At 53.4% G+C, this 20,766-nt stretch carries 17 protein-coding genes and 1 pseudogene; 11 read left to right on the top strand and 7 right to left on the bottom strand.

Annotated features, from left to right (window positions below):
- Positions 1-31: 31 nt before the first annotated feature.
- The 5 genes from pgpB to yciH all read left to right on the top strand — a co-directional run bounded on the left by pgpB (position 32) and on the right by yciH (position 3,704).
- Positions 32-802 carry a phosphatidylglycerophosphatase B gene (gene pgpB, locus ACQE3Y_RS11930; protein ID WP_426972442.1) on the top strand — a complete coding sequence of 257 codons (771 nt, stop codon included), beginning with the start codon at positions 32-34 and terminating at the stop codon, positions 800-802.
- 143 nt (positions 803-945) lie between these two features.
- Complete coding sequence (locus ACQE3Y_RS11925; RefSeq protein WP_085071610.1) at positions 946-1,251, top strand: LapA family protein; 306 nt, start codon at positions 946-948, stop codon at positions 1,249-1,251.
- 6 nt (positions 1,252-1,257) lie between these two features.
- Entirely contained in the window at positions 1,258-2,427 is a 1,170-nt protein-coding gene (lapB, locus tag ACQE3Y_RS11920; RefSeq protein WP_426972444.1) for a lipopolysaccharide assembly protein LapB, read from the top strand.
- A 234-nt stretch (positions 2,428-2,661) separates the two neighbouring features.
- The gene (gene pyrF / locus ACQE3Y_RS11915) at positions 2,662-3,384 is read left to right on the top strand and encodes an orotidine-5'-phosphate decarboxylase (protein WP_426972446.1); all 723 of its coding nucleotides are present in this window, start codon (positions 2,662-2,664) and stop codon (positions 3,382-3,384) included.
- The gene (yciH, locus tag ACQE3Y_RS11910) at positions 3,381-3,704 is read left to right on the top strand and encodes a stress response translation initiation inhibitor YciH (RefSeq protein ID WP_426981752.1); all 324 of its coding nucleotides are present in this window, start codon (positions 3,381-3,383) and stop codon (positions 3,702-3,704) included. Before pyrF ends, yciH begins: the two co-directional genes overlap by 4 nt.
- A gap of 81 nt (positions 3,705-3,785) precedes the next feature.
- On the opposite strand, the gene osmB is transcribed toward yciH, so the two are convergent.
- The gene (gene osmB, locus ACQE3Y_RS11905; RefSeq protein WP_103058444.1) at positions 3,786-4,001 is read right to left on the bottom strand and encodes an osmotically-inducible lipoprotein OsmB; all 216 of its coding nucleotides are present in this window, start codon (positions 3,999-4,001) and stop codon (positions 3,786-3,788) included.
- A 396-nt stretch (positions 4,002-4,397) separates the two neighbouring features.
- Here osmB and araD point away from each other — a divergent pair, with 396 nt between their 5' ends.
- From araD to ACQE3Y_RS11890, 3 genes are all read left to right on the top strand, one after another.
- Positions 4,398-5,099, top strand: a complete 702-nt coding sequence (araD, locus tag ACQE3Y_RS11900) for an L-ribulose-5-phosphate 4-epimerase (protein WP_426972448.1) — start codon at positions 4,398-4,400, stop codon at positions 5,097-5,099.
- A 168-nt stretch (positions 5,100-5,267) separates the two neighbouring features.
- Entirely contained in the window at positions 5,268-6,251 is a 984-nt protein-coding gene (kdgT, locus tag ACQE3Y_RS11895) for a 2-keto-3-deoxygluconate transporter (protein ID WP_426981751.1), read from the top strand.
- 140 nt (positions 6,252-6,391) lie between these two features.
- Positions 6,392-7,258, top strand: coding sequence for a crotonase/enoyl-CoA hydratase family protein (locus ACQE3Y_RS11890; protein WP_426981750.1), 867 nt, complete (start codon positions 6,392-6,394; stop codon positions 7,256-7,258).
- Between the two features lie 6 nt (positions 7,259-7,264).
- Here the strand turns inward: ACQE3Y_RS11890 and pdeR are convergent, their stop codons facing one another.
- From pdeR to ACQE3Y_RS11865, 5 genes are all read right to left on the bottom strand, one after another.
- Entirely contained in the window at positions 7,265-9,250 is a 1,986-nt protein-coding gene (pdeR, locus tag ACQE3Y_RS11885) for a cyclic di-GMP phosphodiesterase (RefSeq protein ID WP_250650040.1), read from the bottom strand.
- A gap of 221 nt (positions 9,251-9,471) precedes the next feature.
- Positions 9,472-9,765 (bottom strand): YbdD/YjiX family protein, encoded by a 294-nt coding sequence (locus ACQE3Y_RS11880; RefSeq protein WP_426972453.1) that lies wholly within the window; start codon positions 9,763-9,765, stop codon positions 9,472-9,474.
- Positions 9,758-11,824, bottom strand: coding sequence for a carbon starvation CstA family protein (locus ACQE3Y_RS11875; RefSeq protein WP_426981749.1), 2,067 nt, complete (start codon positions 11,822-11,824; stop codon positions 9,758-9,760). The genes ACQE3Y_RS11880 and ACQE3Y_RS11875 overlap by 8 nt, the downstream gene beginning before the upstream one ends.
- Before the next feature lie 202 nt (positions 11,825-12,026).
- Positions 12,027-13,958, bottom strand: a complete 1,932-nt coding sequence (locus ACQE3Y_RS11870) for an exoribonuclease II (protein WP_426981748.1) — start codon at positions 13,956-13,958, stop codon at positions 12,027-12,029.
- 124 nt (positions 13,959-14,082) lie between these two features.
- Entirely contained in the window at positions 14,083-16,389 is a 2,307-nt protein-coding gene (locus ACQE3Y_RS11865; protein WP_426981747.1) for an FdhF/YdeP family oxidoreductase, read from the bottom strand.
- A gap of 245 nt (positions 16,390-16,634) precedes the next feature.
- On the opposite strand from ACQE3Y_RS11865, the gene ACQE3Y_RS11860 reads away from it, so the two are divergent.
- The 3 genes from ACQE3Y_RS11860 (at position 16,635) to ACQE3Y_RS11850 (ending at position 20,082) form a co-directional block, all read left to right on the top strand.
- Positions 16,635-18,227 carry a PTS transporter subunit EIIC gene (locus ACQE3Y_RS11860; RefSeq protein ID WP_426981746.1) on the top strand — a complete coding sequence of 531 codons (1,593 nt, stop codon included), beginning with the start codon at positions 16,635-16,637 and terminating at the stop codon, positions 18,225-18,227.
- A gap of 396 nt (positions 18,228-18,623) precedes the next feature.
- Positions 18,624-18,833, top strand: a complete 210-nt coding sequence (locus tag ACQE3Y_RS11855) for a hypothetical protein (RefSeq protein ID WP_426972461.1) — start codon at positions 18,624-18,626, stop codon at positions 18,831-18,833.
- A gap of 283 nt (positions 18,834-19,116) precedes the next feature.
- Complete coding sequence (locus tag ACQE3Y_RS11850) at positions 19,117-20,082, top strand: chemotaxis protein (protein ID WP_426981745.1); 966 nt, start codon at positions 19,117-19,119, stop codon at positions 20,080-20,082.
- An 86-nt stretch (positions 20,083-20,168) separates the two neighbouring features.
- Here the strand turns inward: ACQE3Y_RS11850 and ACQE3Y_RS11845 are convergent.
- Positions 20,169-20,546: pseudogene (locus ACQE3Y_RS11845) on the bottom strand (IS3 family transposase); the annotation flags it as partial.
- Positions 20,547-20,766 lie beyond the last annotated feature (220 nt).

The following is a 20,766-nucleotide window of genomic DNA, read 5'->3' as shown; positions in this document are numbered from 1 at the left end:
CTTGAATACTTATTAATGACAAGGAAGCAGCATGCTGGAAATAGCAAAACGCACCGCCTTTGGCGCTCTGTTACTGTCGATAATGCCGCTGTTGATGTGGCTTTCCCACTGGCAGTGGCAGCCAGGCGCCAGCGGATTGGGTTTACGTTTGCTGTTCTGGATGACGGAAACCGTGACGCGGCCATGGGGGATCCTCACCAGCGCAATCCTGTGCGCCTGGTTTTTATGGTGTCTGCGCTTTCGTTTAAAACCCGCGCTGTTTCTGCTGGTGATTATGATCGCCGCGATTCTCGCCGGGCAATATACCAAATCTTTTATCAAGGCGCGGGTGCAGGAGCCACGTCCCTATGTGGTATGGCTGGAAAAAACGCATGGCATTCCCGGCGATGAGTTTTATCAGCTGGATCGGCAGGCGCGCGGCCAGATAGTGACGCGTTTAGTGGCGAATGATAACCATATTCCACAGTGGCTGAAGCGTCACTGGGCATTTGAAACAGGCTTTGCCTTTCCGTCGGGGCATACCATGTTTGCTGCCAGCTGGGCACTGCTGGGCGTGGGGCTACTTTGGCCGCGCCGCCACCGAAAAACCGTGACAATCCTGATGATTTGGGCCGTTGCCGTTATGGGAAGTCGGGTGCTGTTGGGAATGCACTGGCCGCGCGATCTGCTGGTCGCTACCTGGATTAGCTGGCTGCTGGTGACGCTGGCTTGCTGGCTGGCGCAGCGCCTGTGTGGCCCGTTGACCATTCCGCCTGATGAGCATCAGGAGATTGCCCAGCGCGAACAGGATAAAGAATCATGATTGCAATGCGCCTTTTCGGCCCCATAACCTAAGTGAGAAAACAGATTTTTGCTGAGATAACGAGTAAAGCCACTATCTCAGCAAGCATCCTTATGACATTTTTGGCATAATCCTTTGGCTTACACCGAATTACAGGACGAAATGTGAAATATTTACTGATCTTTTTACTGGTTCTGGTGATATTCATCATCTCTGTGACGCTTGGCGCGCATAATGACCAGGTTGTCTCATTTAACTTTTTGATTGCGCAGGGCGAGTACCGTATCTCTACTTTACTGGCCTCGCTGTTCGGCGCAGGGTTTGTACTGGGCTGGGCAATCTGTGGTCTTTTCTGGCTGCGAGTGCGCGTGTCACTGGCTAATGCACAGCGTAAACTCAAGCGTCTGCAGCAGCAAACCGTTCAGACCGACAACGTGACTCCGTCACATCCGCCTGTCGTCAAGGAATAACTCCCGATGTTGGAACTGCTGTTTCTGTTACTGCCCGTGGCCGCTGCCTATGGCTGGTACATGGGGCGCAGAAGTGCGCAGCAGGATAAGCAGCAAGAGGCGAATCGTCTGTCACGCGATTATGTGACCGGCGTAAACTTTCTGCTGTCAAACCAGCAGGATAAAGCGGTCGATCTTTTCCTCGATATGCTGAAAGAGGACAGCGGCACGGTGGAAGCGCACCTGACGCTGGGCAATCTTTTCCGCTCGCGCGGTGAAGTGGATCGTGCGATACGCATCCATCAATCCCTGATGGAGAGTGCCTCCCTGAGCTACGAACAACGTCTGCTGGCGGTACAGCAGCTGGGCCGCGACTATATGGCGGCAGGGCTGTATGACCGGGCTGAAGAGATGTTCGAACAGCTCACTGACGAAACCGATTTTCGTCTCAGCGCGCTCCAGCAGCTGCTGGTTATCTATCAGGCCACCAGCGAATGGCAAAAAGCGATAGACGTTGCTGAAAGGCTGGTTAAGCTCGGTAAAAGTCATCATCAGATAGAAATTGCGCACTTCTACTGCGAGCTGGCTTTGCTGGCGATGGGCAGCGACGACCTTGACCGGGCGCTTAGCCTGCTGAAAAAAGGAGAGGCGGCCGACCGTCAGAGCGCGCGCGTTTCCATCATGATGGGACGTATTTTTATGGCGAAGGGTGATTACGCCCGAGCCGCGGGTCATCTGCAACGCGTGATTGAGCAGGATAAAGAGCTGGTCAGCGAAACGCTTGATATGCTGGAGAGCTGTTATCAACAGTTGGGGCAGCCGCACGTCTGGGCTGATTATCTGCGCCGCTGTGTGGAAGAAAACACCGGCGCGCTGGCCGAACTTCATCTGGCAGATATTCTGGAGCGCGAAGAGGGCGCGGATGTGGCGCAGGTTTATATCAACCGACAGCTACAGCGGCATCCTACCATGCGCGTTTTCCATCGCCTGATGGATTTCCATCTGCATGAGGCGGAAGATGGCCGAGCCAAAGAGAGCCTGATGGTGCTGCGTGATATGGTAGGCGAGCAGATCCGTACCAAGCCACGCTATCGCTGTCAAAAATGTGGCTTTACGGCGCACGCGCTCTACTGGCATTGTCCTTCTTGTCGTGCCTGGTCAACGGTTAAACCCATACGCGGGCTGGATGGCCAATAATCAAACTACCATTGCGGTAACCTCTTTTACAGCGGGTTATCGCGCTGTCATTAGTTACAACATACTTAAAACTCAATAGCAGCAGACTCCCTTTGCAGCGCGGATAATTTGCCTGGCAGGTCGATTCTGGCCCTGTTTGCTGCAGCTTAAAGCTGTTTTCCGCCGCCAGTGGCAGGTAGAATGCTTGCCGTTTTCTCCTGCGCCGTGCGGTGCCCCATTGTTGAAGGAATAGACATGTCTCAACCTCAAAACCGTAATGACTCGCCTGTTCTGGTCGCGCTTGATTACGCTGACCGTAACCGTGCGCTGGCCTTCGTGGATGGTATCGATCCTGCCAGCTGCCGTTTAAAAGTGGGCAAAGAGATGTTCACGCTTTTCGGACCTCAGTTTGTCCGTGATTTGCATCAGCGTGGTTTTGAGGTTTTCCTCGATCTGAAATTCCATGATATTCCCAATACCGTTGCGCATGCGGTGGCCGCCGCTGCCGATCTGGGGGTGTGGATGGTTAACGTACACGCCAGCGGCGGGGCGCGTATGATGAAGGCCGCCCGTGAAGCATTGACCGCTTTTGGTAAGGATGCGCCTCTGCTGATTGCGGTAACGGTGCTGACCAGTATGGAAGCCGCCGATCTGCAGGATCTGGGCATCACGGCAACGCCGGCAGAATATGCCGCACGCCTGGCGCGTCTGACGCAACAGTGCGGGCTGGATGGCGTGGTCTGTTCGGCACATGAGGCCGCTGTCTTTAAGCAGCAGTTCGGCCAGGCGTTTAAACTGGTTACGCCAGGCATACGTCCTGCCGGCAGCGAGGCGGGCGATCAACGTCGTATTATGACGCCGCTTCAGGCACAGCAGGCGGGCGTTGACTATATGGTTATTGGACGCCCGATCACTCAGTCAGCCGATCCGGCAGCCACGCTACAGGCTATTCTGACTTCACTGCAGGAGGGAGCATGAGTAAAGATAATCCGCTGGTTTATTCCACTGACAGCGGCCGCATTACTCAGCCGGAAATCAAAGCCCCACGCCCTAAAGGCGACGGTATTGTCCGTATTCAGCGCCAAACCAGCGGACGTAAAGGCAAAGGGGTGTGCATTATCACCGGACTGGATCTGGATGATGCCGGGCTTAATAAGCTGGCGGCTGAGCTAAAGAAAAAGTGCGGCTGCGGCGGAGCAGCGAAAGAGGGCTTTATTGAGATTCAGGGCGACAAACGCGATGAATTAAAAAGCCTGCTGGAAGCGAAAGGATTCAAGGTGAAACTGGCTGGCGGATGAAAAAAACAAGGCCGTTCAATGAACGGCCTTGTCGTATGGGTAGATGCGCTGCGTAGCCTTGAATTATAATTATATTAAAGTTTAGTCGATCTGGTGACCAATAATCCCGCCGACAGCTGCGCCGCCGATAGTACCCAGGCCACTGCCGTTAGTCAGAACCGAGCCGCCAATAGCGCCAGCGCCAGCACCGATTGCTGTGTTACGGTCGCGTTTAGACCAGTTGCTGCAGCCGGTTAAAGACAGGGCAACGACAACAGCCAGCACGGTAGCGGAAATGCGTTTTGCATTGTTAGTCATAATTACTTCTCCTTAATTGTTGCTCACAGAGGAACCCTTTTAAGTATAGTCGGGTTGCTCCGCGTCTCAGGTTCGCTGACCGTTTATTTTAGATCGGAACACTTCCCTGTTTTGCCGTTGTTGCGGCAGAATCTGGTTGATTTCCGATCGTCTGTTTACGTCAGGAACAGCAATTGTACTTATTAAAAATAAGGGTGCTAATAATCACCCAGGGTTCAATTGCCTTAATTAATTATAGGCACTACCAAAAGTTACAACAGGTTAAAAACTCCTAATTCACGACACAAAACCAGCTTATCAGCCAGATCGCGCTATCTAATCAGCCAGCGCTTCCATACCTTTACCACGCCAGCCCAATAACAATAGTGCATTTACAAAAGGGTGGATGGAAAGATTATGCTGGAAGAACTCAAAGAGCAGGTACTTGAAGCCAATCTGGCGCTGCCTGAACACAATCTGGTGACCTTTACCTGGGGCAACGTCAGTGCTATCGATCGCGAGCGCGGTTTGCTGGTTATCAAACCCTCCGGCGTGAGTTACGACGCCATGAAGCGCGACGATATGGTGGTTGTGGCGCTGAAAACCGGAGAAGTTGTCGAAGGCGATAAGCGTCCCTCATCCGATACCGATACACATCGGGCACTCTACCTGGCCTGGCCAGATGTTGGCGGCATCGTGCATACGCACTCGCGTCACGCCACCATCTGGGCGCAGGCTGGACGCGATATCCCTGCCTGGGGCACCACGCACGCCGACGACTTTTATGGCCCGATTCCCTGTACGCGTATGATGACCGATGAAGAAATTGCGCACCGCTACGAATGGGAAACTGGACAGGTGATTATCGAAACGCTGCGTGAGCGGGATATCGCCCCACTGGCCGTTCCTGCTGCGCTGGTACATTCCCACGGGCCTTTCGCCTGGGGCAAAAGTGCCAAAGATGCGGTTCACAGTGCGGTGGTGCTGGAGGAAGTGGCCTACATGGCATTGTTCAGTCAACAACTTACCCCAGACTTACCGGCAATGCAGCAGGCTTTGCTGGATAAACACTGGCTGCGCAAGCATGGCGCCAATGCCTATTACGGGCAAAAAGGTTGATGCCTCACGCAAATGCAAAATAAGCTTTCTATAAAATTGAAACGTAGTTTCAAAAATATCGAGAGGATCACTTTTTCCGCTGAATAATCACGGTATGTTGCTATCCATTGCCCCGATGGGCGTTGCAGGATGGTTCTGACATCTTGCTCAACAAGGGTGGAACGCAACATGCATATCAAAAGAGCTATCGATAAAATACCGGGCGGGATGATGCTGGTGCCCCTGTTCTTAGGGGCGCTTTGCCATACATTTGCGCCTGATTCAGGTAAGTACTTTGGATCGTTTACTAATGGATTGATGAGCGGAACCGTGCCGATTCTGGCCGTCTGGTTCTTCTGTATGGGCGCATCAATAAAATTAAGCGCTACCGGCACCGTACTGCGTAAGTCGGGCACGCTGGTGGTAACAAAAATTGCTGTGGCCTGGGTTGTGGCGGCTATCGCCTCCCGCCTGATACCAGAAAATGGATTTGAAGTGGGAATGCTGGCCGGATTGTCAACGCTGGCACTGGTAGCAGCAATGGATATGACCAACGGCGGTCTCTACGCTTCTTTAATGCAGCAGTATGGTACTAAAGAAGAGGCGGGCGCCTTCGTACTGATGTCACTGGAATCGGGCCCGTTAATGACGATGGTGATTTTAGGCACCGCCGGGATCGCCTCGTTTGAGCCACATGTTTTTGTCGGTGCGGTGCTGCCATTCCTGGTTGGTTTTACCTTAGGGAACCTGGATCCTGAGCTGCGTGAATTTTTCGGCAAGGCGGTACAGACGCTGATTCCTTTCTTTGCCTTTGCACTGGGCAACACCATCAATCTGGCGGTTATCGCGCAGACCGGCCTGCTGGGCATCATGCTGGGCGTCGCGGTTATTATCGTTACCGGCATCCCATTGATTATTGCCGATCGTCTGATCGGCGGCGGAGACGGTACGGCCGGGGTGGCTGCCTCCAGTTCGGCAGGCGCGGCAGTAGCCACGCCGGTATTGATTGCTGAGATGGTGCCGCAGTTTAAACCGGTAGCGCCCGCAGCGACGGCGCTGGTCGCCACCTCGGTTATTGTGACCTCTCTGTTAGTGCCAATCATTACTGCAATTTATTCAAAACAGATAAAACGGCATCGCGCAGTCGCAGGCCAGCGCGCAGCAGTTAAGTAATTTATTGGCTAAAAATCAACCCCGCCACGGCGGGGTTTTTTTGTATTTTATCTTAAAAATCAGTCGCTCATTCAGTGTTGTCTCACTCTGCATTAGGCTGGTGTTGCGTTTAACGCATCAACTATACCGAGGATGAGACTATGTCATTACTAAACCAACCTACCTGCCGACTGTTTACTGAATCTGGACAGACCACTCAGCTGGATGCCTGGTATGAAGAAGAGCGGCGCACGATGTGGATGATGCTACGTGCGGAACCGCGGCCTTCCTTTAATCATGCGCTTATTGAAGAGATCATGAATCTCCGTTATGCCGCTCAGCGCTCTGGTTTACCCATTGATTTTTGGGTAACAGGGTCGCTGGTTCCGGCGATGTTTAACGCTGGCGGCGACCTGCAGTTTTTTGTGGAGTGCATAAAAAATAACAGACGCGAGGCGCTGCGTGCTTATGCGCGCGCCTGTGTGGATTGCATTCATGCCGCAGCGCAGGGATTCGATGTCGGTGCGGTGACTATCGCCATGGTTGAAGGCAGCGCTCTGGGCGGCGGTTTCGAGGCGGCGTTAGCCCATCACTTTTTGCTGGCGCAAAATAATGCGCGTATGGGCTTCCCGGAAATTGCTTTTAACCTGTTTCCCGGCATGGGCGGCTATTCACTGGTGGCGCGCCGCGCCGGTATGAAACTGGCTGAGGAGCTGATTTGTGAAGGCGAGAGTCATACTGCCGAGTGGTTTGAAACGCGCGGTCTGGTTGATCGCCTGTTTCAGCAGGGGGAGGGCTATCGAGCTACGCGTACCTTTATCGATACGCTGCGGCCCAAACTCAACGGCGTCAAAGCAATGCTCAAAGCGCGTCAGCGCGTGCTTCAGCTCTCACGCGGCGAGCTGATGGATATCACAGAGGATTGGGTGGATTATGCCTTTACCATTGAGGAAAAAGATCTGGCTTATATGGAGCGCCTGGTTCAGCTGCAAAACCGCCTCAGTTCGCAGCTGCGTAAAGTAAGCTAACAGGATTCAGGGCTTGGCAGGACGCTGAGCAAGCCAATGCTCCAGTTTATCTGCGGGCATTGGCTTCGCATAATAGTAGCCCTGACGTTCTTCCACTTCGTTATTCAACAGAAACTCTTCTTCCTGCTGATTTTCAATGCCTTCTGCGATTACGCGCAGATTCAGCGCCTTAGCCACGGCAACGATCGCCCGCACCAGTGATTGGGCAATGGGCTGTTTATGAACATCACGAACAAAGCTTTGATCCAGTTTAATGGCATCGATTGGCACGCGCGCCAGCTGAGACAGTGATGAATAACCGGTGCCGAAATCGTCCAGATGCACCTCTGCGCCCAGCTCGCGGAACTTATGCATCAGGGCCAGCGTCTGCTGTTCATTTTCAATCAGACAGCTTTCCGTCAGCTCAATATCGATCGGGCTGGAGTTCATGCCGTTAAGCTGCAGAGCCTGTTTCAGGTCGTTGTAAATGCTCTGGTCGATCAGCTGACGCGCGGAGACGTTGACCGCCACGCGCAGATAAATCCCCTGACGACGCCAGGTCACAATTTGCTGTAGCACCGTCAGCATCACCCAACGGCCAAGTGGCACAATCAGGCCAGACTCCTCGGCATAAGAAATAAACTCATTGGGCGGAATCAGGCCGCGCTCTGGTGAAAGCCAGCGCACCAGCGCTTCGGCGCTCGTTACCGCATTACCTGCACTGATTTTGGGCTGATAGTGAACAATCAGCTGCTGCTGCTCCAGCGCCTTACGCAGATTGGTATCCAGCCAGACATATTCAAAGACGCGCTGATTCATCTCAGCGGAAAAAACGCATGCCTGCCCGCGTCCGCTCTCTTTGGCGTGATACATCGCCGTATCGGCATTGCGTATCAGGCTTTCGCGATCTTCACCATGCTGCGGCGAAAGCGCGATGCCCAGCGAACAGCTGGTATACACTTCGATCAGGCCGATGCGGAAAGGCTGACGCAGGCGCGTAAGAATGCGTAACGCCATCGCTTCCAGCGCGGTCTGGGAGCTGTTTTCTGCCAGCACAATAAACTCATCGCCGCCGAGACGCCCCAGCGTTTGCTGTGGCTCCAGGCAGGTGAGCACCGCCAGCGCTACCGCCTGTAGCAGCTGATCGCCAAACATATGGCCGTAGGCGTCATTAACCTTTTTAAAATTATCCAGGTCCAGATAAACCACGCCAATCTGCTGCTGTTCGCGTTTTTCCAGCACTTCGCTGATGCGTTGATGGATGGCGTTACGATTAGGCAGGCCGGTAACGGTATCGGTGTTCGCCAGGATACGCAAACGCTCCTGCGCCCGACGTTCTTCGGTGATATCGGTGCCGGAACAGATCAGGAATATTTCGTTTTTACCGCTGCCGCTGTGAACAAATTTATTGCGAAACAGAAACAGGCGCTGGCCCTTACGTGTTTTCACCCAGCGCTCTACTTCATAAGAGCTGCCGTCGCGGAAAAAGCCAGTAATATTGCGGCGAGAGGCCACCGCCTCCTGGCGAGTCATAAACAACTGAAAGACATTACGGCCAATGACTTCCTGCTCTTTCAGGCCGGTGTATTCTTCACTGAGGCGGTTAAAGCGCTGAATATTGCCGTTTTGATCAAGGATGACAATTACCGAGTTGGCTTCTGAGACTACCTGCTCGGCAAAAGAAAGCCCCTGGGTCAAATCACGCGCCACGGAGGAGGTATCGCCCCATGCCGATGCGGTGCCAGCCCATTCTCCCTGATTGACTTTGCGTCCGACAAAATGCATCGGCAATTCTTCGCCACGCAAATTTACTACCATGTTTACGCTGGTTGTCACTACCGTCATGGCGCGCAGCAGCTGCGCCTGAGACGCCGTAAGCGGAACAGCCAGGCTCGTTTCCGCCAGTTCTTCCCGGGAAAGTTTTAGGGCATCACTGTCGGAGGTAAGCTGCCAGTAAGGGCTGCGGGTGCCAAACAACGTATAGAGTAATGTTTGACCCTGATCTTCAAGCATACAAACCATCCTGTTAAGCAGATCGCGTGACTATCATAAGTTTAGTAATACTTTATGACTGAATACATAAGCATTATGCATGCCAAAAGCGACTTTTTTCCGTAAAAATTAACATCTTCCGCGAATGATCGTTAAACAGGCGCCCGGGTATGGGCGCCTGAACGTTTGCTTTGTATGTTGATACTATCAGTCAACGGGAAGCCGTAATAGCTGCTGACAGTTTAACAAGGACATTTTCCCATTTTTCCACCTTTTGCCGGGAAACGCGCCTCCAGACAATACCGATGAAACTCTTTTTCCGTCATCGGCACGGCGGCAGGATGCCGCTGTCGCATATGGCGCAAATAATTCTGATAATCCTGCACGCCAACCATCAGACGAAAACTTTGCGACAGCCGCAGCCAGAACAGCCGCCAACCCTGAGGCGGCGGTGTATCTGAGGAAGCCAGCGGACGGCAGCGTTGAATTTTCGCCATTTGACGTCGCGCGGGGGCAGCGCGAAGCAATTCAGACATGACGAACCTCCTTACGCAGCATCGGCTCAGTTTCATGCGTGGTAGGACGCTCGCTTTTCAACGCGCGGCGGATCACGAAAAAGGCGGAAATCAGCATGGTTACCGCGACCAGCATAAAGAAAGCGCACAGGGCGGCGTTGATCTGATTGCTGAGCACAATGGTTTGCATATCCGCAACGCTTTTTGCCGGGGCGATAACGGTGCCGTTATCAATAGCCGTACTGAATTTTTTCGCCTGTGCAAGAAAGCCGATAGCAGGTTTTTCATGAAAAATTTTCTGCCAGCCCGCCGTCATTGAGGTGATAAATAACCAGATGGTCGGCAAAATTGTTACCCAGGCATAGCGCTGCTTTTTCATTTTAAACAGCACCACGGTGCCGAGGATCAGCGCCATTGAGGCCAGCATCTGGTTGCCGATGCCAAACAGCGGCCACAGGGTGTTGATACCGCCTAACGGATCCACCACACCCTGATACACAAAAAAGCCCCAGCCCGCGACCGCGACCGTGGTGCCCGCCATATTGCCCAGCCAGGAGCGGTTATTGGCTAAGCCCGGGATCAGCGTACCCGCCAGGTCCTGTACCATAAAGCGACAGGCGCGCGTCCCGGCATCTACCGCAGTAAGGATAAACAGCGCTTCGAACAGAATGGCGAAGTGATACCAGAACGCCATCATTGCGCGACTGTTAAAGACCTCGGTAATAATATGTGCCATGCCGACAGCAAAGGTTGGCGCGCCGCCAGCCCGCGACAGCACCGAAGTCTCGCCTACGTCACGGGCGATGGCGGTCAGCATTTCTGGCGTTACCACAAACCCCCAACCGTTAATGACCTGCGAGGCACTCTCTACCGTGGTACCGATCAGCGCCGCCGGAGAGTTCATCGCGAAATAGACACCCGGATCAATCACCGAGGCGCAGATCAGCGCCATGATCGCCACGAATGATTCCATCAGCATCGCGCCGTAGCCGATAAAGCGGATATGACTTTCACGCTCGACCAGCTTCGGCGTAGTACCGCTGGAGACCAGCGCATGGAAGCCGGAAATTGCGCCACAGGCGATAGTAATAAACAGGAAAGGAAACAACGCGCCGGAGAACACCGGGCCGCTGCCGTCAATAAAGCGCGAAATAGCCGGCATTTTCATTTCAGGCATGGCGAATAAAATTCCCACGGCCAGGCCGACAATAACGCCAATTTTCAGGAAGGTTGAGAGATAGTCACGCGGAGCCAGCAGCAGCCACACCGGCAGCACCGAGGCGATAAAACCATAGCCCACCAGCACCCAGGTTAGCGTGGTGCCTTTCAGGGTAAAGAAGGGGCCCCAGTAAGGATGTTGCGCAATATCGCCCCCGTAAATAATCGCTGCCATCATCAGTACAAAACCGATAAGCGACACTTCGGCGATTTTGCCAGGGCGCAGAAAGCGCATCCAGATCCCCATCAGCAGGGCGATAGGAATGGTCGCGGCGATGGTAAACAGGCCCCACGGGCTGTCAGCCAGCGCTTTTACCACCACCAGCGCCAGCGCCGACAGGATAATAATCATCACGCCCAGCGCGCCGAGCATGGTAATCACGCCGGCAAACGCACCCAGTTCCTGACGTGCCATCTCACCCAGCGAACGACCATCGCGTCGCGTAGAGATAAATAGCACCAGGAAATCCTGCACCGCGCCCGCCAGCATCACGCCCACCAGGATCCAGATGGTGCCGGGCAGGAAACCCATTTGCGCCGCCAGGATCGGGCCAACCAACGGGCCAGCGCCGGCGATAGCAGCAAAGTGGTGACCGAACAGCACCCATTTATTGGTGGGCACATAGTCGAGACCGTCGTTGTAGCGTTCGGCGGGCGTGATGCGGCTATCGTTAAGTTCAAAGATATTCCTGGCGATAAACAGGCTGTAAAAGCGATAGGCAATGCTGTAGCAGGCGACGGCTGCCACCACCAGCCAGACGGCGTTAACCGGCTCGCCACGGTTAATCGCCAGCATGGCGAAGGCAAATGCGCCAATCAACGCCACGGCTAACCAGATCAAACCGGTTTTGACGTTTCTCATGACTAACTCCTTGCTGAATCCAGAGGGAAGGAAAATGGGTAAGCAAGGTAAAAATAATTTAAAGTTTTGTTAGAGAAAGGAAAATTTAAGAGAAGTGTGAGGCGGCAGGCGTTTTAGTTGTGAAAGACAAGCGGACAGATTATTAATATCAGAGGCAGTTAATAAAACGGGGCGGCGTGATACCGCCCCGTTAATGGCACTATCAGGCAGCAGGACGCGCCACGATATTACGTGTTTCCATGCGAACTTCAGCAATGGTGACTTCAATCACATTGGTAACGCGATAGATCACTTCGCCTTTGATCTGTACCGTGCCGTTTTCCTGGCTGCACACCAGTTCATCACGCACCGCATGGATAAAAGGTGCCGGGATAAAGGCCACTGCACCGTTATCCAGCAGGCGTACGCGCATACCGCCACGAGAAACATCAATGATTTCTGCGCTGAAGCGGGTATCGGTACCGGCCGCTTTGTTCAGGAAGCGGGCATACAGCCAGTCGCCCACGTCGCGTTCCGCCATACGATTCAAACGACGACGCTCGCCCATTTTCAGCGTCACGTCATCATTCGGGCGTGACGCGCTTTCACCACGCACGATCGCTTTTAGCAGACGATGGTTAACCATATCGCCATACTTACGAATCGGGGAGGTCCAGGTGGCATACGCTTCCAGGCCAAGACCAAAGTGTGGGCCTGGCTCGGTGCTGATTTCAGCAAAGGACTGGAAACGACGGATACGACTATCAAGGAACTGAGTCGGCTGCGCATCCAGCTCGCGCCGCAGCTGAATAAATCCTTCCAGCGTCGCCATTGCAGCGGCATCAGCGGTCACGCCGTGATTAGCCAGTACGGCAGCGGCCTGCTCGGCATTCGTGACATCAAAGCCCAGATGCACGTTATAGATGCCGAAGCCAAGCTTATCGCGCAGCACCATGGCCGCACAGATATTGGCGGCGATCATCGCCTCTTCAACAATGCGGTTAGCGATACGGCGCGGCTCGGCAATAATGTCCAGCACTTCGCCTTTCTCGCCCAGCAGGAAGCGGTAATCCGGCCGATCTTTAAACACCAGCGCATGTTGCTGACGCCATTCTACACGGGAGAGGCAAACACGATGCAGTAAACGAATCTGCTGAGCGATCGCTTCGTTGCCTGGCTGCCATTCGCCTTTGTTTTCCAGCCAGTCAGAGACCTCGTCATACACCAGCTTGGCTTTAGATTCGACCCAGGCGGCAAAGAATACGATGTCAGAGAGCGAGCCGTCCTGACCAACGGTAACGCGGCAGGCCAGCGCCGGACGACGCTCATTCGGGCGCAGCGAGCAGACATTATCAGAGAGCTCGCGCGGCAGCATCGGGATATTGAAGCCCGGCAGATAGTTAGTAAAAGCGCGCTCGGCGGCGATAGCATCCAGCTTGCTGCCAGCAGGCACATAAGCAGTGGGATCGGCGATGGCGATGGTCAGGCGCAGCGCATTATCCGCCAGCTCTTCAACATACAACGCATCATCCATATCTTCGGTGCTGGCGCTGTCAATCGTCACGAAATTCAGCGCAGTTAAATCTTCACGCTCCAGCTTTTCATCCAGCATGTCGCTGAACGTTTCTGCCGGGGCTTCACGCTCAAGATTATGGCGTGACAGTGTCACCCACCACGGCGCCAGATGGTCGTCGCCGGTGGTAATAAATTCAGTGAGTTCAGCATAAAAGCCACGGTCGCCTTTCAGCGGATGGCGGCGCATTTCCGCCACGGCCCAGTCACCGGCCTGAAAGTCATGTTGCAGGCTGCGTACCGGGCGGCAGGGAATGGCATCTTTAATCAGAGGATGATCGGGAACAATAGAAAGGCGGTCATCTTTTTTCTGCACCCGGCCAACAAAGCGCGTCAGGAACGGCTCAACCAGCGTTTCCGGTTCGGCAATTTCACGATCTTTATCGGTTTGTACCGCAGCGATGACGCGGTCGCCGGCCATCACTTTTTTCATCTGCGGCGGCGGAATAAAGTAGCTTTTCTGCGCGTCTACTTCTAAGAAACCGAAACCTTTCTCGGTGCCTTTTACCACCCCTTCCACACGCGGTGTCTGGGCGTGGAGCTTCTCTTTAAGCTGCGCAAGCAGCGGATTATCCTGGAACATAGTTGAATTCAGTTTCGTGGCCTAAGAGCGGCAGACAGTTTTACGCGATTCGCTGGCGCCCGGCAAGGTGTAATAAACGTAAAAAGCCGGAAGGATCCGGCTTTTTACACAGGCTTACAGGCTATCAGGCAATACGCTGCGTGACCACGTCGGCTGACAAAGAAATTTTTACCGGCACCGATTTTGACGTCGGCGTGCCGCTGCCGTCACCAAAACTGGAGAGGGGCACCAGCGGGTTGGTTTCCGGATAATAGGCGGCAAGGTTTCCACGTGGAATATTGTAAGGCACCAGCTTAAAGCCGTTGACCCGACGGGTAATACCGTCGTTCCACAGGGTTTCAATATCCACGTTTTGCCCGGCTTCATAACCCAGTTCGCGCATATCTTCCGGGTTAATGAACAGCACTTCACGCTGACCATAAACGCCACGATAACGGTCATCAAGACCATAAATGGTGGTGTTGTACTGATCGTGTGAGCGCAGCGACTGCAGCGTAAACGGCACTTTCACATCGCCCAGCTGTGGGAACAGCGAGGTGGGCAGGGCTGCCGCGCTAAAGTGCGCTTTACCGCCAGGCGTATTAAAGCGCAGCTCGGCTGCGGCGTTGCCTAAATAGAAGCCGCCAGGCTGCTCGCACTTCTGATTAAAGTCGGCAAAACCGGGAATAGTGGCAGCAATATGATCGCGGATTTTATTGTAATCTGCCGCCAGCGCCAGCCAGTCAACCCTGGCGTTGCCAAGCACTGCATTTGCAATGCCCGCGACGATAGAGGTTTCTGAACGCTGCGTCTCAGCCAGCGGTTTGCCCACGCCTTCAGACGCGTGTACCATACTGAATGAATCTTCCACGGTAATAAACTGTGAGCCGGTGGCCTGCATATCTTGTTCAGTACGACCCAGCGTTGGCAGAATCAGGCTCTCCTGACCCGGCACCAGATGGCTACGGTTCAGTTTGGTACTGATATGTACCGTCAGACCGCAGCGCTGCATCGCTTCTTCCGTGCGCGGGCTATCCGGTGCGGCAGCGGCAAGGTTGCCGCCCAGCGCGATCAGCACTTTGATCTCATCGCGCAGCATCGCTTCCAGCGCCTGTACTGTGTTATGACCAGGCTCGCGCGGCGGCTCAAAGCCAAAATGCTGCGCCATTGCATCCAGGAAGGCCTGAGTTGGTTTCTCATCAATGCCCATGGTGCGGTTGCCCTGCACATTGCTGTGACCGCGCACCGGACAGAGACCAGCACCTTTTTTGCCCAGCTGGCCAAACAGCAGCTGCAGGTTAACGATTTCACGTACCGTATCCACAGAGTGCTTATGTTGGGTGATGCCCATCGCCCAGGTACAGATAACGCGGTCGGCGCTCTGGTAAATCGCTGCTGCTTCACGCAGCTGCTGCTCGCTCAGGCCAGACTGCTGTTCAATCTTTTCCCAACTGGTGGCATCTACCGCTGCCAGGTAATCTTCCACGCCCTGCGTAGCCGCATTGATAAAGGCTTCGTCAAACAGGCCTTTTTCACCTGCGGCGATACGGGCACGGTGAGTTTCCGCCAGCGCTTTAACCATACCGCGTACCGCAGCCATATCACCGCCAAGATTTGGTTGATAATAGGTGGAGCTGATGGTGCCCGCTTTTGATGTCACCACTTCCAGCGGCTTTTGCGGATCGGCAAAGCGCTCAAGACCGCGCTCGCGTAGGGTATTAAAGGTTACGATTTTGGCACCGCGATCGGCGGCATGGCGCAGGCTGTGCAGCATACGCGGATGGTTGGTGCCCGGGTTCTGGCCAAAGACAAAAATGGCGTCCGCATGATCGAAATCATCCAGGCGAATTGTGCCTTTACCCACGCCGATGCTGCGCTTCAGGCCGCTGCCGCTCGCTTCATGACACATATTGGAGCAATCAGGGAAGTTATTGGTGCCCACCATGCGGCCAAACAGCTGATAAAGCCAGGAGGCTTCATTGCTGGCGCGGCCTGAGGTGTAAAGCTCCATCTGATTGGGATTGTCCATGGCGTGAATATGCTGAGCAATCAGCGAGAACGCATTTTCCCAACTGATCGGTTCATAGCGATCGGTCAGGCGGTTATAGCGCAGCGGCTCGGTCAGACGCCCCTGATACTCCAGAAAATAGTCGCTCTGCTGGTAAAGCGTGCTGACGCTGTGCGTGGCAAAAAATTCAGCGTCGACAAAGCGGCGCGTAGCTTCCCACGTCACCGCTTTCGCGCCGTTCTCACAGAAACTAAAGGTGCTTTTGTTATCGTCGCCCCAGGCACAGCCCGGGCAGTCAAAACCTTTGGCTTTGTTCATGCGCATCAGGTTGCGCATGTTTTTCAGTGCTTGTTTGCTGTCAATAACGAAACGGGTGGTGGCTTCAAGTGAGCCCCAGCCGCCCGCCGCGGCCTGATATGGCTTAATTTGTGATTTGAATTTCATGATTCATGCAGGCTTATTGTGTTTATGAATTGTTAAGCATTTATTGCTTCTTTTGCCGGGAAGTCTGCTGCGGGTTAAATATTTTGTCTAATTGATTGACTTAATGGTGTGATAGTTTTCATTTATCGTGCCGGGCAGAAATGTGAGTTTGCTCAAAATTTATCCGCCACCTGCCGCCGCCGGTGCGGTGCTTATCGCCTGACTGACTAATACTGAAACTTTCTGACCTGCAACAGAGGCGGTTTATGAAAGATTTTACCAGTAAGGTTCATGCGTTCGGCAAAGCATTGATGATGCCTATTTCAGTAATAGCCGCAGCCGGTATTTTTCTTGGCGTTGCGGCGGCAATGCAAAACCCCGCGATCACCGGCGATGCTTTCGCCAATATGCACACGCCTCAGCTTATTATCGGTTTTATTCGCAAAGTCGCGGGCGCGCTGTTTGCCAACCTGCCGATATTTTTCGCCGTCGCCAGCGCCATTGGCCTGGCAAAAGCAGAAAAGCCCACGGCGGCCTTCGCATCGGTGATTGGATTCATCGCTATGCATGTGGGGATCAGCGCCACGCTGGCGGCCAGAGGGCTGACGGCACAAACCACCACGCCGGAAGCACTGCAGCAGGCCGGAATGGATCAAACCACAGCCATGATGACCTCAGCGGAATATATCGAAATGCTGGGCATATTTACCTTTAACATGAGCGTGCTGGGCGGCGTAATTGCCGGTCTGCTGACGGTTATGCTACATAATCGTTTTTATACCCAGCAGCTGCCGACGGCGATCAGCTTTTTTGGCGGACGACGCTTTGTTCCGATTGTAACCGTAGTGGTATTGCCGCTGGTGGGCGTGCTGCTGGCGATGATTTGGCCTGGCATTGGCGCAGGCATCGCCTGGGTGGGTGAATTTATTGGCAAGAGCGGTCAGTATGGCGCGTTTCTGCTGGGCACCTGTGAACGGCTGCTGATCCCAACCGGCCTGCATCATATCCTCAACGAAACCGTGCGCTTTACGCCGATTGGCGGTATCGCTACCGTAGATAATCAGACCATTGTTGGCGCACTGAACATTTTCAACACTTCGCTAACTCATCCGGGCACCATTCCTGACGAGACCGTGCGTGAGGCGACGCAGTTCCTGGCGCAGGGCAAGATCCCGGTAATGATGTTTGGCCTGCCGGCGGCGGCGCTGGCGATATACCATACTGCACGCCCGGAGCATAAACAGCGCGTTAAAGCGCTGGTTCTGGCCGGGGCATTGACCTCCTTTACCACCGGCATTACCGAACCGCTGGAGTTCTGTTTTATCTTTGTTTCGCCGGTGCTCTATATCATGCATGCGCTGTTAACCGGCCTCTCGTTTATGTTGATGTCGATGTTGCATCTGATGATTGGCAACGTGCAGGGCGGGGCTATCGATCTGGTGGTATTTGGCATTCTCGGTGGTGGAAAAACCCATTGGTGGTGGGCGCTGGTACTGGGAGCAATTTATGCGCCGCTTTATTACTATGGTTTCAAATTTGTCATCAAACGCATGAATGTGGAAACCCCTGGGCGTGAATCAGAAGAGCAGGAAGCACCGGCACAGGTCGTTAGCGCCAACGAGCGGACCAAAACGATCATCAGCGGGCTGGGCGGCGAAGGGAATATTGAAGAGGTTGACTGCTGTTTTACCCGTCTGCGCGTGCGGGTGAAAGATATGAAAGAGGTGGTCGATCAAACCCTGATGACCACCGGTGCCAACGGCGTCAATCGGGTCAGCGATCATGACGTACAGGTGATTTACGGCCCGCAGGTAGAAAAAATTGCTAACGAAGTGAAAACCGCATTAGGCGTAGCCTGAAACAGCGATTTCAGGACACTGTCAGGCATAACCTGTACTTTAGGGGAGTAGAATCATAAGGTAATTTTATAAATAATGGCAGCGTCTACTCGAGAACGGTTCGCCCGGTTTTTTTAAAACCAACCAAATACTGCTTGCAGCTCTAAATATGCGTCCGTAAGCGGGTAGGCAGCCATAGCAATACTGTCACACCAGGGAAACACCCCACTGCAAGCCTTAAGCGCTTCAGTAATTATATAAATAAAATTAATCGTAAGCGAAAGGCTGCCTGTGGGCGGCCTTTTATTTTTGTCGCGTCACGGTCAGCAGAAGGCAAGTCCGGCACAGCAAGGCAGTGAGCCATATCCTCGCCTATACTCAGTTAACGTATCCGCGTGAATGTTAATGGAGGAACCAATGTCAGAACGCCCCGATCATAACAAGCCTTACCCGGACGAGCACGAACATCATGGCTTACCTGAAGATGCTCCTCATGCGCCTAATCCCTATGAAGAAGACGATCTTGGCGCTAACGGCGCGCCGGACGAGCAGGGTGAGCTCCCGCGTAAACGCGATGACAGTACCGATGATAAAGAAGACCCTTACGATACCGACGGCAAACATTAACGCTGTCTGAGTAACGCATCCTAACCCTGGCACCCTGCGTGTCAGGGTTTTCTTTTTTGTCCCGCCCAGCCATTTTCCCCTGCTGACAGGTTTTTTAATAGCTTAAACCGTTAGTCACGCCACAGAAAAGCGATTCACTCTGTATTTTTATTTTTATCTGCCGATAACTCATTAGAGCAAACGCATAAGCGTTAACGTTGCCGGGTGTAGCCGTGCCCTCGTGACGCCTGATAAATATCGCATTGTGAGCTTACGCCAGCCACAATAATAACCAGAGGTAAAAATGGATAACTTCCAGAAAGATATTGATGAGAGAGCGAATCTCGCCTTATCTAATAAGTTTGAACTGTTATTATTTCGGCTGGGGTCTTCTCTGGAAGGCGAAAAAGCTGAGCTGTTTGGCATTAACGTATTTAAGCTGCGTGAAATTGTCCCGATGCCTACCATTACCAAAGCGGCAGGCATGCAATCTCCTCTGCTGGGCATGGCCAACATCCGCGAGCAAATCATTCCCGTCATCGATCTGTCGGCCGTTGCTGGCTGTAAACCGGCGACCGGACTTAATCTGCTGCTGGTAACGGAATATGCCCGCAGTACGCAGGCTTTTGCCGTCGAGTCGGTTGATAATATCGTGCGTCTCGACTGGAGCCAGGTGCATACCGCTGAATCTGGCGTGAGCAGCCGCAATATCACCAGTATCGCCTGTCTGGATAATGATGATCAGACTACCAGCCTCGCCATGGTGCTGGACGTTGAACAGATCCTTTATGACATCGTGCCTTCAGTACGCGACGCCGCGCCGAAAGAAATCACACAGCGTACCTTCAAATTCAAGCCGGGCGCGGTAGTTATCGTGGCGGAAGATTCAAAAGTAGCGCGTACCATGCTGGAACACGGGCTGCAAACCATGGGCATCCCGGCGATTATGCACAACACCGGTCTGGAAGCCTGGGAGAAAATCAAGGCGATTGCGCGTGAAGCGCAGGCGGCAGGGCAGCATATCAGCGAGCGCATCGCGATGGTGCTGACCGATCTGGAGATGCCGGAGATGGATGGTTTTACTTTGACGCGTAATATCAAACGCGACGAGACCCTGAAAAAAATTCCGGTAGTGATTCACTCTTCACTTTCTGGCAGCGCCAATGAAGAACATGTGCGTAAAGTCGGAGCCGATGGCTATGTGGCTAAATTTGAAATCAACGAGCTTTCCGAGGCGATTCAGGCGGCGCTGGAAAAAGTAGCTGGCTAAGATAACCTGGCTGTCGTGTCGTTCACTCTACCCGGCAGCCGTTATCCCTCCCGGAGTTTTGCACTAAAGGTCAATATAACAGCCCGTTAAGATAAAATTGAATCGCCACGGATAATCCAGACACTTCCGAGCCGTTGATAATATTCGTTTTCATATTCTGTCGGCGACATCTTATCGCTCGAACCATGCCGACGCTTACTGTTATAAAACATTTCGATGTAATCAAAAACATCGCTGCAAGCTTCTTCCCGCGTTCCGTAGATCTTTTTCTTTATCCGTTCGCGTTTCAGTCGCTGGAAAAAGCTTTCTGCAACCGCGTTATCGTGACAGTTACCGCGACGACTCATACTGCCCTTCAGACCGTGTGATTTCAGAAACGACTGCCACTCATGGCTTGTATACTGACTGCCCTGGTCCGAGTGAACCAGCACCTGTCTTTGGGAATTACGCCGCCATACAGCCATGCATGCTTCTGACTTACCCATCCTCTTTTAGCACAAAGAGCGCTCTCCGCCTCGCGCTACGACACCTCTCTCAGAAGCGAATGGTTAGTATGCTAAGATAATCCCTCCATAAAGGCACCATCGTCACCTCTGCTCGAGTGATAACCCGTCAGTGAGGCATCGTAAAATTTAAATTAGTACACCTGTTAGTACATAACTTTCAAACGCCAAGATTTTACCA

Source organism: Pantoea sp. FN0305 (assembly GCF_050113845.1).
In the GTDB taxonomy this organism is placed as follows: domain Bacteria; phylum Pseudomonadota; class Gammaproteobacteria; order Enterobacterales; family Enterobacteriaceae; genus Mixta; species Mixta alhagi.
The sequence above is the reverse complement of the archived record's forward strand: the minus strand, read 5'-3'. Positions and strand labels throughout refer to the sequence as shown.